This is a genomic window from Bacillus nitratireducens (assembly GCF_001884135.1).
Taxonomy (GTDB): domain Bacteria; phylum Bacillota; class Bacilli; order Bacillales; family Bacillaceae_G; genus Bacillus_A; species Bacillus_A nitratireducens.
This window is the reverse complement of record NZ_MAOC01000020.1, coordinates 81,161-94,525: the sequence shown is the minus strand read 5'-3', so window position 1 is coordinate 94,525 and position 13,365 is coordinate 81,161. Positions and strand designations below refer to the sequence as shown.

The following is a 13,365-nucleotide window of genomic DNA, read 5'->3' as shown; positions in this document are numbered from 1 at the left end:
CATTTATTAATTGGCACATTGTCTATTTTCAGTATCGATGGACCAGCCAATAATAGTGGCACAATCTCTACCTTTCCACTGAAGTACATTTGTTAATACAGGCTCAATCTGTAAACAAGTTCCGTCGTGTAATATTTCTACTAAAGATTGATCATCATCAAACTTTAGTTTATCACACTCTAAAATACCATCCGTTGCCATTACAATGTGATTCTGACCTTTTTCTAATCCCCTTACCCCTGATGTAAAACAAGGTGTATTCGCTGCAAAAACATTTTTTCTTCCTATATATTCATAGTTCTTACGCTTATTTAGCCTACCTTTTCCATTTTTCGTTTGCTCTGAATGGAATAAATACGCGAAGCAATCACCAACTGATAGCCAATATAAGAACTCGCCTTTTCGTAAACAAATTAAACATGCAAGTTCCTCATCATCTTGGTCACATTTCTCGATAAAGAGCTCATCTGTAAATAACGCTAATAAATACATATGTGTATGATGAAAAGCTAAATGGATTGGGTATGAAAATAATTCTTTTAGTTTCTCTTTTCTTTCTGAAATTGCTTCTATTATATAATGGATATTTTTCGTTTTGTGGTGTGTATCAAAAATCATAACAAATTCAAATTCTAAATTCGGATCCCACCAAGCTAGCACTGCATCTCCTCTTTCATATGCATCACTCTCTTGATTTCCTCCATATACGCCGACTGAAAGAGGACCACATTTTTCAACATGTATTTGATCTACATACATCTTTTCATGACTAATCCATTTAAATGTATTCACAGCTATCATCCTCTCTCTTGCTAAATGTATACCTTTACACATAGATTACCTTATATTTCAATAAAAATAAACTTTTTCAACATTTATTATGAAAATAACAGGATTTTAATTCTTACAAAGCGAATATATCTTATAATACGACATAAAAATCGAGGGGAATTATAATATGAAAGACATTAATCCACATTGGGAGACAATCTACTACCACTTACGCTATGAATATGAAGACAATCTTACTCATCAAGCAATTCGTATTTTACAAATCACTTCCCGAGAGAAAGATATAACAATTGGAAAAATTGCTTCTGAACTTGGTTTATCTCATAACACAGCGTCCGAACATGTAAAACGCCTTATTCAAAAAGGATTTATTATTAAAGAAAGAAATAAACAAGATGAACGAGTTGTGAATCTTACACTATCGACAGAAGGAATTGAAGCATTAGAAAAGCATACTTTGCTAGACAAAGAAAAGATACAAATATTAGAATCACAGTTATCAAAAGAAGAGCAACAACTAATAGAAAAAGCCTTTTCGTTATTAGCTAAGGAGGCAAAATATGCATTTCCTCGTTAAGGTCATCGTCTCCGCCCTCATTATTGGGGGTGTAACCGAATTTGCCAAATATTTTAGTACGCTTGGTGGCTTTATCGCAGCCCTTCCTCTTATTAGTTTACTTAGTTTATTTTGGATTTCTTTCGAAGGTGGGAGTAAACAAGAATTAAGTCAATTCGCTTTAGGCGTATTATATGGATTTCCTGCATCTGCACTACTATTATTTATTGTTTATATCGGTTTAAAGAACTCCTTTTCACTTAGTACATCTATACTCTTTGGCATAGTCGCCTGGTGTATCGCCTTTACTTGCCAAAAAGTATTTCAAGCTTAGGGGGAATTACTATTAATAGATCAGTAGAGATATTTGGAAAAACTGTAGAAGTATATATGAGAGGTAGCAGTAAACAAACTGTAGTCATTCAAACAGGAATGGGATGCTCATTTTATGATTGGCTTCCTATTATAGAAAAGCTTTCACAAAAATTTACAGTCATTTCATATCATCGCCCAGGTTATGGAAAAAGCGAGCTAGGAACTAATCCACGTACAACAATGCAAGTCGTAAAAGAACTACATATGTTACTACATGAACTAGATATTTATGAGCCAATCATTTTAATCGGTCATTCCTATGGAGGTTTATGCGCACAACATTTTGCAATGTTACATGAAGATAGGCTGCAAGCACTTCTTTTAGTTGATTCTACTTCCATGAACTTACACCGATTAGATGAACTGCATTTACCAGTTTCTGATCAAACTGATTCTGATGATATGTGGCTACAAAAATATCATACTTACTCCAACATGGATGCAGACGCACTTTATAATGAACTAAAATCTATGCTCGTCAATGCAACAACACAGCATATCAAATTTTCCACATCTCCTTCCTTATATAAAGCGACAGCTGCTGAACTGTCCGAGTGGAAATATTGCGCTCGCTCAATAAAAAAACAACATAAAGCATTAGAAATACCATTAATCGTTATCGGTAGAGATCCCCAATATTCTGTTGCTCAATTGATTGAGGGCGGTATGCCAAAAGAAGAAGCTACACAACTTGAAGATATGTGGCAAGAACTTATTCGTGAACAACTAAATCTCTCAATAAATAGCCAATATATTTTGGCTGAACATGCTAGTCATGGGATAGAAAATGATCGCCCAGATACTATCATTGAAGCCATTCACTCATTGTCAATAAAAAAAGGAAGCAACTGAAGTTGCTTCCTTACTTATCTATTCATAGTCTTCTTCGTCATCATCAACTTCTTCATAATACGAACTCCCATTGCTTACATATATAGGACCATTCGCAACATCAATACGTAATACCCATGCCCATGGCACAGCTAAACGTTTATGTATTGCTCTCCAAAAGTTCATTGATTTTCTTTCGTACTCCTGGAACTCCTGAAGTAACTCTTTATAGGAGGAACCGTCTAACTGAATATTTGCTTCTAATAAACGAGAATGGGCATAGTACTGTAACTCTAGTTCAGCAGCAATCTCCATTTCTTCTTCCGTTGCCATACCTATAATTGCTCCATCTGCTGGTGCGATTTCATATACGTTGTGAACTTCAATAAGCCCTTCTTTCTCTTTCTCAAACATGTAAACAGCCTCCTTTAACCAATATTTTTTATGTTACAAAGTCATACTTCTACAATACCTTCTCTCTTTCCTCTTTTTTTGATAAACTTTTACAAAATGTTTATCCGATGACCTGTTTTCTCTACTCTTTCAGCAGAAATGAAACGATTATTATCAAAAGTTAATTTATACACATCAGGCATATGAAGTGTTTTCCAAAACTGAAAATCATATTTCGAATCAAAATAATTCATTAGTAATACCATAATATTCCCATGAGTACCTATTACAATATTCTTATCTTTATATTTTCTTAATATACTTTGCATACATATTACAGCACGCCTTTGCGCTATATTACTTGATTCCCCACCTTCGTATGCAAAAATCCAGTCTTCCCACACTTTCTGAATAGCATCGTTAAAATCTGTTACTGGCTCTTTACTTAATAACCTCTCTCTTAAATCCTCTTCCAGTTGTATTGATAAATTATATGTATTCGCAATCCCTTGCACAGTTTGCATTGCCCTTTTGTACGGACTAGAAATCACAACATCAATATGTTTATCTTTTAATAAGCGTGTTACATGCTGCGTATCTAACAAACCTTTTTCAGATAAAGGCCTTTCACGTTCTTCTTTTGTATATGTAGAGTGGGCATGGCGAACGAAATATATTGTGGTCATTTTTCAACTTCCCTTCTTATTTTCAATCTATATTCAATGAAGTAAATAAGAAATCCTGTATTATGAAAAGAAAAAGGACGCTTTCTAAAAAGCGCCCTTGTTTACATAATAAAATTATTTCGTTATAATCTCCTTCTAAACTCTTCATCTGTTATAGTATCTTGAATAAAATAATCTATATTATTTCTCAGCTTTTGGTATGCAACTTGATCTTCTATATCGTTAAACATAATTACAACTTCTACCTTATTCCCCTTCTTATCTGTAGTATACAAACTTTTTGTCAATACGAATGCGGTAGAGCCACCTTTTTGACCAGCGTATTCTAACTTACTATTATTAACTGTTCCTTTGAAAATATTCTCGATTTCTTCTTGCATTGATTTTGGAAAATAATTTCTACTATTTATCTTTTTCATTATACTCATATAGTCTTTAGCGTTTGCACCCACTAATCGATCTGACCAAATTCGCTGAAATTCCATATCTACTTTTAATGGGATATCCCTTTTTTTCCATTCTTCTTCATCTTTCATCCATTCATGAATTTGTAACACATGTTTATTATACTCATCCTTTGACATGTTACGTATCATTTCTAACGATTGATTTTCTGGCTGATGAAGCTCTTTTTCTACATACCCTCTCATATATAGTGAAGCAGTATACGACGTGAACTTGTCATGACTAGTAAGCTCTAACTCTTTTATACTTTCATTTACTCTTTCTATTCCAAGCTTATCTAACAAATATGTTGTATTTGCATTAGAACTATAATGAATCATCCCTTTAGCGACTTCTTCTAAAGCGATGTGTTCATTTTTCACTAACTCTCTAGCTTTGGCATCTTCTAACCACGCAGGATGCGCTCCACCATCCGTGTTTTTAACGTAATATTTTTCTAGTTCCTGCAATGAAATTTGTTCATCACGACTTACTTTTCCTTCTGACACTTGTTTAGCAAATTCAACTGCTATTACGATTTTTGCCGTACTCGCTAATGGCAATTTTTTATTTTCATTTACAGATGTTACTACTTCGCCATTTCTTCTAATTAGTAATGAAAGTGATTCATCACCTTTATGTTCTTTTATGTAATTTAATACGTAATTAGGATCTTCTTTCGACAAATAATATCTCATAATGACAAAGAAAGCTATAACGGCTACTATAATCACTCCTGCAACAATTCCTATAATCTTTAATATGTTCACAATATGCCCCCTCTAGAAATTCCCTTCTATATAATAATTATAACGAATAAAAATACAAAATTATACAAAATAGAGTAACTCTTCCTAAAAAAAGAAAGAGTTACTCTATTTCACATGATGTTATGTGTCCATTTAACGTAACAACTATATTTGAGTCGTCACTTTCTTTAACGCTATTTAGTCGATTTGAGTTAGGAGGACCAATTACAACTGACTCCTTAATTGGCGAAAGATCCTTTCCCAATTTTTCTGCACTTACACCGTATGCAGCTTGAAATACTTCTGGCGGTGTTAATCTAAGTATGTCTGATCCTTCTGCTGTTTCAAACTGATCGTTATTGAAGAATAAATGTAACTGTACTTCCTCTGTTACGGCCGTGATCCAGTGCCACCATCCCATTGGAATAAAGACCGTTTGCCCCGCTTTCAAATGATAATTTTGCAATTGATTCGTTTCAGGATTTAATATAGAAGTAACGGCTTCCCCTGAGACAACAACATCTAATTCCCAAGCATTCGGATGCCAATGTGGTTCTCGCATATGCCCCTTCGTCATAAACAAATCAACAAAGGCTCCTCCAATCATCGCCGGTAATTGTGTTGACGTTACTTCATACGCAACATTTTTCTCATCTCTTTTAAAAAAGACATTCTTTCTTGAATCAAAGAAAAGATTTGGCGTTCCTGAGCTTTTCTTTAAATTTTTATTATCTGTAACATAACCTGAATTACTCATTTTATCCCTCTTTCCCGCTCCGAACATTTCTGATTTCACACTGTATCGTATGGGATTTTTTTAGGAATGTGCCTATTAACAACATAACAAAAAAACATGCTTTCATTACGACAGCATGTTTTGTGATATTCTTCACATTTTTCAGTTAAAAAATAAACTTTTTACTTACCATGATGTAACATTAAATCACTAAGTTCTTCTTCAATGTGATTTAATTTCGCAACGCCTTCTTTCCATTTATGAATATAACGTGAAACCCCGACAATAAATAAAACAATAATTGTAGAAAGAATAATACCATATACGATTGTTACAGTACTCATAGTTACACTTCCTTATAATTAGTAATGTTGTTATTAGTTATATTTTTATTATAAACCTTTTTCTTTTAAAATACTTCAATTTCAACTTTTTGTAACAAAATTGATTTTTCTAACATTTCGTTCATAAAAATGGCATATTTTTCACAAATTATACAAAACTTCACCATATGTACTATTACCATATGAGTTATATTGTTAAATAGGATAAAGTGAAATTTTAGTCAGTAAGGGGTATCTATCCCACACTGATTATTAGCCCGCACCAACCAGGCTTTTACGGACCGTTACTGTGGGATAAAGGGGATGAAATACTATGACAACTTGGTTTATTGTAATGTTAGTTGTATTTGGGGCATTTAAAATTATCGTTTCTAGCCTTCCTAACTCTGTTATTGAATCCATTATTAGCAGGTACGAAACACATCCACAACTTGAAGAAGAGAATGTGACTGTTACAATCAATGGAAATAACTTAGAAGGCGAAAAGAAATCCAAAATTATTCATGATTTTAACGAAGGTTTATTTTTAGATCGCTATTATGCACCACCACACAATGAGGGAACTCCTTTAATTATCAATGCAAAACGTGGCAAAAAAGATTTTACCTTTTATATTTATAGTCATGAAGAACATGTCGACGTTGTAAAGCAATATAAAAAGAAGGTAGTTGCTTATAGTTTACGCTCTAAAAACCTTCAAAATAATGATATGTTCGTATCAGCTGATTTAGCTTAATACTCATATATTAGAAAAAGGAATCCATCTGGCTACGGATTCCTTTTTTCCTATACATGTTAAGTCAATTCTACGCATTCCATTGCAAGTGAATATACATTTTTATATCCTGCTATGCTAAGCTTTTTCTGTAATTGATCCGTATCCTCTTTCAAAGCGTGTACTAACACCGTATGTTCTGGTAATAATGTATTTAACATTTCTTTAACATCACTTATACTTTGGTGAACCTTATACGGAACTCGTTCCACTCTACATCCTTTACTTACACGTTCTTTCATCATCTTTTCTGCAAAACTACCTTTCGCAATATGTCCAGTAAAGATAATGGAATTTCGTTCTTCATGCCGAAGTTGTTCATAATACAACTGTGCTCGTTTCGTTTGCATATTCGCATCACTCATTACAACTATTCCGTAACTATTTTGCATACATATATCATTATCCATAACTATTATGCTTCTTTTTAAACTCTCCAGAATCCGCTCAAGTTTTTCATTATTTTTCAGCCAATCTTTATATATGAACATCTCTTCAAAACCGACCAAAATTTCTTTATCTACTATAAGCGGAAATTCTTTATATCGTTCATATAAATAAAATACTATATCTTGCGCCCTACCAAGTGGAGGCAGTGGTAGTAATGCTATTCCTTTATTTTGCGCAACTCGTTCAATTTCTGCACATAGTTCGTCTAATCGTTCAATTTGCGAAACATCATCAGTGTGGTAAGCAGCATCCACAATTGCGATTTTTATATCGCTTCGTAACTTCTCAGGTAAATTAGCTCGTAGTATATTAGACTCTGCTGAATAGTCCCCAGAATAAAATACGTATGTATTACACATATCCACTAAAAACCAAACAGCTCCTAATACATGTCCACTATACCCCCATTGAAACCGCAATGCAGGAGTAATTTGTATCCATTCATTTGGATTACCAATCTCATCAATACACACATAATTTAAATCTTTAATATTTTGGTCGTTATAAGGTAAATTCCACCCTTGCTTCAGATTGTAGTTTCTCCATTTTTCAAAATAAGCTGGCAGTCGCTCCTTCGTATAACGAGTTGTCCAAATTTTTTTCTTATATCCATACTTCGTCAATAAAGGTAAACCCATCGTATGATCTTCATGAATATGTGATAAAAATACCGCATCTAAAAATGGAACAACTTCTCTCTCTATTTTTGGATAACTATCCTCATACGATCGATTAATACCACAATCGAATACGATTTTCGTCTCTTTATTTTTTACAAAATAGCAGGAACGACCGTATTCTCCTGCTCCTCCCCATACTTCTACCCTCATCATGCTACCCCTTTTCGTTTTTGCTCCATATGTTGCAGAAGTAATAAGCACATTGTTGTAAGTCCAACAGAAACAACGGCCATCGCCATTCCTATAGATACTTCACCCTGTTCAAATTGAGCAAAAATAAACGTTGCTGACGTTTCTACTGATGGAGGTAATACGAGAAGCGACGCTACTAACTCTCTTATCGAAATCGTAAATGTCATCGCCCATCCAGCAAGAATTCCTGGAATAATAAGAGGCAATATTATTTTTCTAAAAATATAAATATAGTTCCCAGAAAAAACGCTTCCCGCCTGTATAAGAGAATCATCAATTTGTCCGAGCGAAGCTTTTACATACTGCACCGTATAAGGTAGAAAAAGAACCACATACGTTACGATAACCATGACAGGTGTATTGTAAATTGACATAGGCATATATGGTGAATTCCAAAATAAAATAAGCCCTACAACCATCACTATTCCTGGTACCATATTCGGTAACATACCGCACATATCAAGCCATTTTTCAGAGGGATTTTTCCCCTTTCGAATCATAAGTGCTAAAAAGACTCCAATAACTACAGCAACAATCGCTGTTACGAGTGAAAAAAGAAAACTGTTCCATAAAGCTTCTAATCCTGGAGAACCCATTGTAAACAATGCTTCATAATGGCTCGTTGTAAAGTTATTTACATGTAAGCCACCACCTCTTAATTTCGACAATGAAGCGATCAGTATAGAAAAGTATGGAATGCCAATTGCTACTATTAGTAAACCAATTACATAAAACCATGCTATAACGCGCGCAAATATAGACAAAGTATACCTTTTAGATTTCACACCTTTTCCACTAACCATGGCATATGAATACTTTCGATTCAATACATTTTGCATATACCAAATAAGCATACACGCACTTAGTAATAAAGAAGATAATGCTGTTGCACTACTAAAATCAATTGGCCAACTCGAAATAAATTTATGGATTTCTGATGTTAGCACATGAAATCCTATTCTACGTCCGAATGTAGCTGGTGTTCCAAATTCAGCAATCGTCTTTACGAAAATGAGTAAAGCTCCCATTACATAACTTGATACCAATAACGGCAATATTATTTTTCTTAAACGGTAGAGGAAGCTTCCGCCATGAACTGCTGCAGCTTCTTCTTTACTACTTCCAATTTGAAGTAACGTGTTTTTTAACATGAAATAAAGAAATGGAAATAAATGCAGACTCATAATTAAAACCATACCGCCTAAACTAAAAAACGATGATGAAATCGACTTTAAGCCTGGAAAAAATTGTTCAAAATAGCCGTTAGGTTGCATGAACAAAATCCAGCCCATCGATCCGATATAGGGCGGGGTCATAAATGGAATCATAAAAATAATATCTAACTTACTATACTTTCCAACATCTGTTTTACTCATAATGAATGCCAATGGAAATGCAAATACGGTAGCTCCTATTACAACGAGTACACCTAGCAGAATCGAATTTAGAAAAATCCCAGCTAATCCACCACTCTGCATGACTTCAAAAGGCTTTAAAAAATTCCATCCACTATTTTCATATACACTAGAAAATAAAATGAGACAAAGCGGAATGACGATTAACATCGCCACAAGTAACAACGCTGCCGTCATTCCAACTTGTCTTACTGATACGAATCGATTTACCATGTAATCACCATCTTATTGAAATACTTTCTTAAATTGTTTTCCTATTTCATCTTGTTCTTTCTCAACTGTTTTCCAATCAATATTTAATACTGGAATCTCTTCTACATTTGGTCTATTTTCAGCTTTTATATCTGTTCTACCTGGCAATAAATACGCTTTAGAAACTTGTTTTTGCACATCATCTGATAATAAATAATCAATAAACTCTTTTGCACCTTCTACATTTTTACTATCCTTCATAATGCCTGCCGCACGTGGACTAATGGCTGTTCCGCTTTTTGGATATACGATATCAACCGGTTCACCCTTTACTTTTGCACTATACGTCATATAATCAACACCCGCAATTACCATATCTTTCGCACCTGTTACTACTGGATCTAACGCTTCTTGGTTTGCCCCTGCTACTGTAACTTCATTTTTCTTAAGCTGTTCAAATAAATTCCATCCATCTTTTCCATTCTTTTTCACGTATCCTGTTACAAAGTCTAAAGCCGACCCTGAAAGTGCTGGATCTGGAATATTCACTTTCCCTTTCCATTCCCCTTTCGTTATATCGCTCCAATCTTCAGGCGCTGTCTTCACATTTTTTGTGTTGTACACAATTCCTAATGCTGAAGCACTATACCCGAAATAATGTCCTTTATCATCCGACCATTCTGGACGAAGCTTATCAGCTTGTTTCGCTTCTTTATAAGCTAACGTTTGACCATCTTTCTTTAATCCTTCCATCGCTGGTAAAGAAGCGAGTACGACAACATCAACGACTGGATTTTTCTTTTCAGCTTCCATTCTCGCTAAAATCTTACCAGTTGTTCCTTGAAACATTTCCACTTTTATACCGCTTTTCTTTTCAAAGTCTTTTTGAATTTTTTCTGCTAATCCTTTTGGCCCTGCACTATATACAACAATTTTCTTTTCATTAGTATTTTTACTTTTTGCATCTGCACTACCTGTCTTTGAACTACAACCTGTTACTACTGCAGAAAATAGTAAAGTACATACAAATAAAGACTTAAGCGAACTGAATTTCTTCATACGATTCTCCCCCTATATGATGAATACATTTTTTTGGTACATATAACGATACCGGTTTACCGACGCTTAGCTTACTATTGTGATAAGCTGTCCATACACCGAGTGTCCCCATATTTACTTTCACTTCATAACGTTCTCCTACATATGTAACGTACTGAATTTCACCTGTATACGTATCGCACACGTCATTTTTTGTCCAGCTCACGTGCTCTGGACGAATCATTTGTTTATTCTCTACAAGCCAATTTGCTTTGCCAACAAACTTTGCAACAAATTCATGAGACGGTTTCAAATAAATGTCTTCTGGTGTTCCTTTTTGTAATACTTCACCCCGTTTCATGACAATAATTTGGTCTGACATTGACATGGCTTCTGTTTGATCATGTGTTACATACAATGCCGTTAAACCAATTGAATGAACGATGTCCATAAGTTCTAATCGCATTTCTTCTCGCAAAATTGCATCAAGTGCACTTAACGGTTCATCGAACAAAATAAAATGAGGCTTTGTTACAATTGCTCTAGCAAATGCAACACGTTGCTGCTGTCCACCTGAGAGTTCATGCGGATATCTTTTCTCCATACCTTGCAAACGAACTCGCTTTATCGCATCTTCTACCTTTTCTCTTAATTGATTCGTTTGCTTTGTAGCCCTTAAACCAAATGCAACATTTTCAAATACAGTCATATGCGGCCATAAAGCAAAATCTTGAAATACCATACCGATATTCCGTTCATGAGGAGATGTTTTTATTTTTTTTGTCGAAGAATACATGCACTTATCTCCAAAATATATTTCACCTTTATCTGGTTCTTCAAGCCCTGCAATCATTCTAAGTAAAGTCGTTTTCCCGCATCCTGAAGGTCCTAAAAGTGTAGTGAATTCTCCTTTTTTCATTACAATCTGTAAAGGCTTTAACGCCTGCGTTTTTCCAAATGCCTTTTCTAATCCATGAATTTTAATATCCATCGTTTCACCCCTCTCCCCTCATCCTTAACCTGCTTTCATTCTATCTGGAAGATTTATACTGAATGTTAATGTACTGTAAAGATTAAATTAAAAAATCTCTAATAAACTATTTATTTCTATAGATTTTTTCTATAGTTAAAAGAAAAAGGGGCCCACTTATTATGAATCTCTTAAAATTAGAAGTTGTAGTGCTTATTAAGAAATACAAAAAACTTACGCTTGTTGCAGAAAAACTTGGCGTTAAACAACCTACTATTACCTTTCATATAAAAAGCTTAGAAGAAGAACTCGGTGTGTCTTTATTTGAATTACGTTCTGGAAGATATTTTTTAACAGAGGCTGGTGAGGCATTGCATCATTATGCTTGCAAAATAGATGCACTTATGAAAGAAGCTAGGCGGGTCACACAAGAGTTTAAAGATTTTAATAAAGGCGCTATAACAATTGGTGCTAGTTATGTTCCAGCGACTTATCTTTTACCAGAAGTTGTTCACCAATTTCAATGCGAATTTCCCAATGTAAAAATTACACTCATGGTAAAAACAGCTCCTGAAATTCGAACGATGCTACAAAATCATGAAATTGATCTCGGGATAATTTCTGCTGCACCATTTGATGAACCACCTTTAAAACAAACGAATATAATACCTGATACACTTGTTCTTGCTTTCTCCAAAGAACATCATTTTTCTAAAAAAGAAAATATATCATTACAAGATATCGAGAAGGAGCGTATACTATTGCATCGTAACCCATCTACAACGAGAGATTTACTTACACAATGGACGTTAGCACATAACATTACATTTCAATCTGAAATTGAATTAGATTCATTAGAAACGATGAAACAAATTTTAAAATATGGTAATGGTGTCGCCTTTATTTCCAAACTTGCTATTGAACAAGAAGTACAGCGAAATGAGCTATGCTATATACCGATCCCTGATTTTGAATTTCAGCGTAATATTTATACCATTCATCATGAGGACAGATGGAATTCTAAAATAATTTCTTTTTTACTACATAGCATTACTTCTTTTGCAGAAAAAAATTAAAAGGCTGTCGTTATACACGACAGCCTTTTAAACTATAACTCTATTTATTTTTCTTTTCCTCAATTTTTGCTTGTGCCTCTTCAGCCTTATCTATTGCTTCTGACACTTTTTTCTCTTTTTCTTTCACTTCATCTATACTATCGACAGCTTCAATAAGTTTATCGATTCCTTCTTCTTCTACCTTTCTATGCTTTGCCACTCTTTCATTTACTTTCTTTTCCACATCTTTTGCTTTTTGAAGCATATCCTCTGCATTTGATGTTACAGCTTTTTCAAGTGCATCGTCTTTTTTCTTTTGTAGCACTTCATTTGCAATATCTTTCGTTTCTAAATACTTACCATCTTTTAATGCTGTCGCACCGCGATCCAATAACTGAGCGACTTCTTTATATGCCTTCGCTTCATTTCCTGTTTTCTCTTTTTCCGCTTTTTCAAACCACATAATCGCATCACTATATTTTTCATTTTTCAATGATTGCATACCTGTTTCAATATACGTGTCATAATTACTGCATCCAGCCATTATGACTAATAGAAAAAGCATAACAAAACTTAATTTTTTCATGATGTTTTCTCCTTTTCTTTGCCTGCTCACCTTACTGTAACACACATGAAAAAGAGTTTCAAAAACTAAAATACTAATTCGGTCATTTTTATAATGATAAGTTAAA

Annotated in this window: 17 protein-coding genes; 5 read left to right on the top strand and 12 right to left on the bottom strand. The window is 34.2% G+C overall.

The features are described 5' to 3' along the window. Nucleotides 1-6: 6 nt before the first annotated feature. Nucleotides 7-834 (bottom strand): PP2C family serine/threonine-protein phosphatase, encoded by an 828-nt coding sequence (locus tag BAU23_RS05980; protein WP_002075330.1) that lies wholly within the window; start codon nt 832-834, stop codon nt 7-9. Between the two features lie 124 nt (nt 835-958). On the opposite strand from BAU23_RS05980, the gene BAU23_RS05975 reads away from it, so the two are divergent. Genes BAU23_RS05975 through BAU23_RS05965 form a run of 3 tightly spaced genes read left to right on the top strand, consistent with a single transcriptional unit; the run spans nt 959 to nt 2,575 of the window. Beyond that, complete coding sequence (locus BAU23_RS05975; protein WP_000651914.1) at nt 959-1,369, top strand: MarR family winged helix-turn-helix transcriptional regulator; 411 nt, start codon at nt 959-961, stop codon at nt 1,367-1,369. Then, the gene (locus BAU23_RS05970) at nt 1,353-1,682 is read left to right on the top strand and encodes a DUF3147 family protein (protein ID WP_000545611.1); all 330 of its coding nucleotides are present in this window, start codon (nt 1,353-1,355) and stop codon (nt 1,680-1,682) included. The genes BAU23_RS05975 and BAU23_RS05970 overlap by 17 nt, the downstream gene beginning before the upstream one ends. Then, nucleotides 1,643-2,575 (top strand): alpha/beta fold hydrolase, encoded by a 933-nt coding sequence (locus BAU23_RS05965; protein ID WP_071733776.1) that lies wholly within the window; start codon nt 1,643-1,645, stop codon nt 2,573-2,575. Before BAU23_RS05970 ends, BAU23_RS05965 begins: the two co-directional genes overlap by 40 nt. An 18-nt stretch (nt 2,576-2,593) precedes the next feature. On the opposite strand, the gene BAU23_RS05960 is transcribed toward BAU23_RS05965, so the two are convergent. From BAU23_RS05960 to BAU23_RS05935, 6 genes are all read right to left on the bottom strand, one after another. After that, complete coding sequence (locus tag BAU23_RS05960) at nt 2,594-2,968, bottom strand: hypothetical protein (protein ID WP_000461761.1); 375 nt, start codon at nt 2,966-2,968, stop codon at nt 2,594-2,596. 89 nt (nt 2,969-3,057) lie between these two features. Beyond that, the gene (locus BAU23_RS05955; protein WP_071733775.1) at nt 3,058-3,633 is read right to left on the bottom strand and encodes a histidine phosphatase family protein; all 576 of its coding nucleotides are present in this window, start codon (nt 3,631-3,633) and stop codon (nt 3,058-3,060) included. Nucleotides 3,634-3,755: 122 nt separating this feature from the next. After that, nucleotides 3,756-4,847 (bottom strand): serine hydrolase, encoded by a 1,092-nt coding sequence (locus BAU23_RS05950; protein ID WP_001023331.1) that lies wholly within the window; start codon nt 4,845-4,847, stop codon nt 3,756-3,758. Nucleotides 4,848-4,947: 100 nt separating this feature from the next. Next, entirely contained in the window at nt 4,948-5,583 is a 636-nt protein-coding gene (locus tag BAU23_RS05945) for a cupin domain-containing protein (RefSeq protein ID WP_000071482.1), read from the bottom strand. Between the two features lie 161 nt (nt 5,584-5,744). Then, nucleotides 5,745-5,906, bottom strand: coding sequence for a hypothetical protein (locus tag BAU23_RS05940; RefSeq protein WP_000109008.1), 162 nt, complete (start codon nt 5,904-5,906; stop codon nt 5,745-5,747). A 65-nt stretch (nt 5,907-5,971) separates the two neighbouring features. Continuing rightward, nucleotides 5,972-6,088 (bottom strand): hypothetical protein, encoded by a 117-nt coding sequence (locus BAU23_RS05935; protein ID WP_002075341.1) that lies wholly within the window; start codon nt 6,086-6,088, stop codon nt 5,972-5,974. A 131-nt stretch (nt 6,089-6,219) separates the two neighbouring features. On the opposite strand from BAU23_RS05935, the gene BAU23_RS05930 reads away from it, so the two are divergent. Continuing rightward, nucleotides 6,220-6,642 carry a YfmQ family protein gene (locus BAU23_RS05930; protein WP_000214584.1) on the top strand — a complete coding sequence of 141 codons (423 nt, stop codon included), beginning with the start codon at nt 6,220-6,222 and terminating at the stop codon, nt 6,640-6,642. A 59-nt stretch (nt 6,643-6,701) separates the two neighbouring features. On the opposite strand, the gene BAU23_RS05925 is transcribed toward BAU23_RS05930, so the two are convergent. From BAU23_RS05925 to BAU23_RS05910, 4 genes are read right to left on the bottom strand one after another with little or no spacing between them, the layout of a single operon-like run. Next, nucleotides 6,702-7,964 carry an MBL fold metallo-hydrolase gene (locus BAU23_RS05925; protein ID WP_071733773.1) on the bottom strand — a complete coding sequence of 421 codons (1,263 nt, stop codon included), beginning with the start codon at nt 7,962-7,964 and terminating at the stop codon, nt 6,702-6,704. Next, nucleotides 7,961-9,631, bottom strand: a complete 1,671-nt coding sequence (locus BAU23_RS05920) for an ABC transporter permease (RefSeq protein WP_071733771.1) — start codon at nt 9,629-9,631, stop codon at nt 7,961-7,963. The genes BAU23_RS05925 and BAU23_RS05920 overlap by 4 nt, the downstream gene beginning before the upstream one ends. A 12-nt stretch (nt 9,632-9,643) precedes the next feature. Beyond that, entirely contained in the window at nt 9,644-10,669 is a 1,026-nt protein-coding gene (locus BAU23_RS05915; RefSeq protein WP_071733769.1) for an ABC transporter substrate-binding protein, read from the bottom strand. Further along, nucleotides 10,647-11,639, bottom strand: a complete 993-nt coding sequence (locus BAU23_RS05910; RefSeq protein ID WP_071733767.1) for an ABC transporter ATP-binding protein — start codon at nt 11,637-11,639, stop codon at nt 10,647-10,649. Before BAU23_RS05910 ends, BAU23_RS05915 begins: the two co-directional genes overlap by 23 nt. Nucleotides 11,640-11,800: 161 nt before the next feature. Here BAU23_RS05910 and BAU23_RS05905 point away from each other — a divergent pair, with 161 nt between their 5' ends. Then, nucleotides 11,801-12,694 carry a LysR family transcriptional regulator gene (locus tag BAU23_RS05905; RefSeq protein WP_016129082.1) on the top strand — a complete coding sequence of 298 codons (894 nt, stop codon included), beginning with the start codon at nt 11,801-11,803 and terminating at the stop codon, nt 12,692-12,694. 40 nt (nt 12,695-12,734) lie between these two features. Here the strand turns inward: BAU23_RS05905 and BAU23_RS05900 are convergent, their stop codons facing one another. Further along, on the bottom strand, nt 12,735-13,259 hold the full coding sequence (locus BAU23_RS05900) for a COG3014 family protein (RefSeq protein ID WP_071733765.1): 525 nt from the start codon (nt 13,257-13,259) through the stop codon (nt 12,735-12,737). Nucleotides 13,260-13,365: the final 106 nt, after the last annotated feature.

Bases quoted from the DNA above. Each gene is read 5' to 3' on its own strand.
- BAU23_RS05935 (WP_002075341.1), bottom strand. From the start codon at position 6,088: ATGGTAATAGTACATATGGTGAAGTTTTGTATAATTTGTGAAAAATAT.
- BAU23_RS05945 (WP_000071482.1), bottom strand. From the start codon at position 5,583: ATGAGTAATTCAGGTTATGTTACAGATAATAAAAATTTAAAGAAAAGC.
- BAU23_RS05905 (WP_016129082.1), top strand. From the start codon at position 11,801: ATGAATCTCTTAAAATTAGAAGTTGTAGTGCTTATTAAGAAATACAAA.
- BAU23_RS05900 (WP_071733765.1), bottom strand. From the start codon at position 13,259: ATGAAAAAATTAAGTTTTGTTATGCTTTTTCTATTAGTCATAATGGCT.
- BAU23_RS05910 (WP_071733767.1), bottom strand. From the start codon at position 11,639: ATGGATATTAAAATTCATGGATTAGAAAAGGCATTTGGAAAAACGCAG.
- BAU23_RS05940 (WP_000109008.1), bottom strand. From the start codon at position 5,906: ATGAGTACTGTAACAATCGTATATGGTATTATTCTTTCTACAATTATT.
- BAU23_RS05970 (WP_000545611.1), top strand. From the start codon at position 1,353: ATGCATTTCCTCGTTAAGGTCATCGTCTCCGCCCTCATTATTGGGGGT.
- BAU23_RS05930 (WP_000214584.1), top strand. From the start codon at position 6,220: ATGACAACTTGGTTTATTGTAATGTTAGTTGTATTTGGGGCATTTAAA.
- BAU23_RS05955 (WP_071733775.1), bottom strand. From the start codon at position 3,633: ATGACCACAATATATTTCGTTCGCCATGCCCACTCTACATATACAAAA.
- BAU23_RS05925 (WP_071733773.1), bottom strand. From the start codon at position 7,964: ATGATGAGGGTAGAAGTATGGGGAGGAGCAGGAGAATACGGTCGTTCC.
- BAU23_RS05960 (WP_000461761.1), bottom strand. From the start codon at position 2,968: ATGTTTGAGAAAGAGAAAGAAGGGCTTATTGAAGTTCACAACGTATAT.
- BAU23_RS05980 (WP_002075330.1), bottom strand. From the start codon at position 834: ATGTGTAAAGGTATACATTTAGCAAGAGAGAGGATGATAGCTGTGAAT.
- BAU23_RS05915 (WP_071733769.1), bottom strand. From the start codon at position 10,669: ATGAAGAAATTCAGTTCGCTTAAGTCTTTATTTGTATGTACTTTACTA.
- BAU23_RS05975 (WP_000651914.1), top strand. From the start codon at position 959: ATGAAAGACATTAATCCACATTGGGAGACAATCTACTACCACTTACGC.
- BAU23_RS05920 (WP_071733771.1), bottom strand. From the start codon at position 9,631: ATGGTAAATCGATTCGTATCAGTAAGACAAGTTGGAATGACGGCAGCG.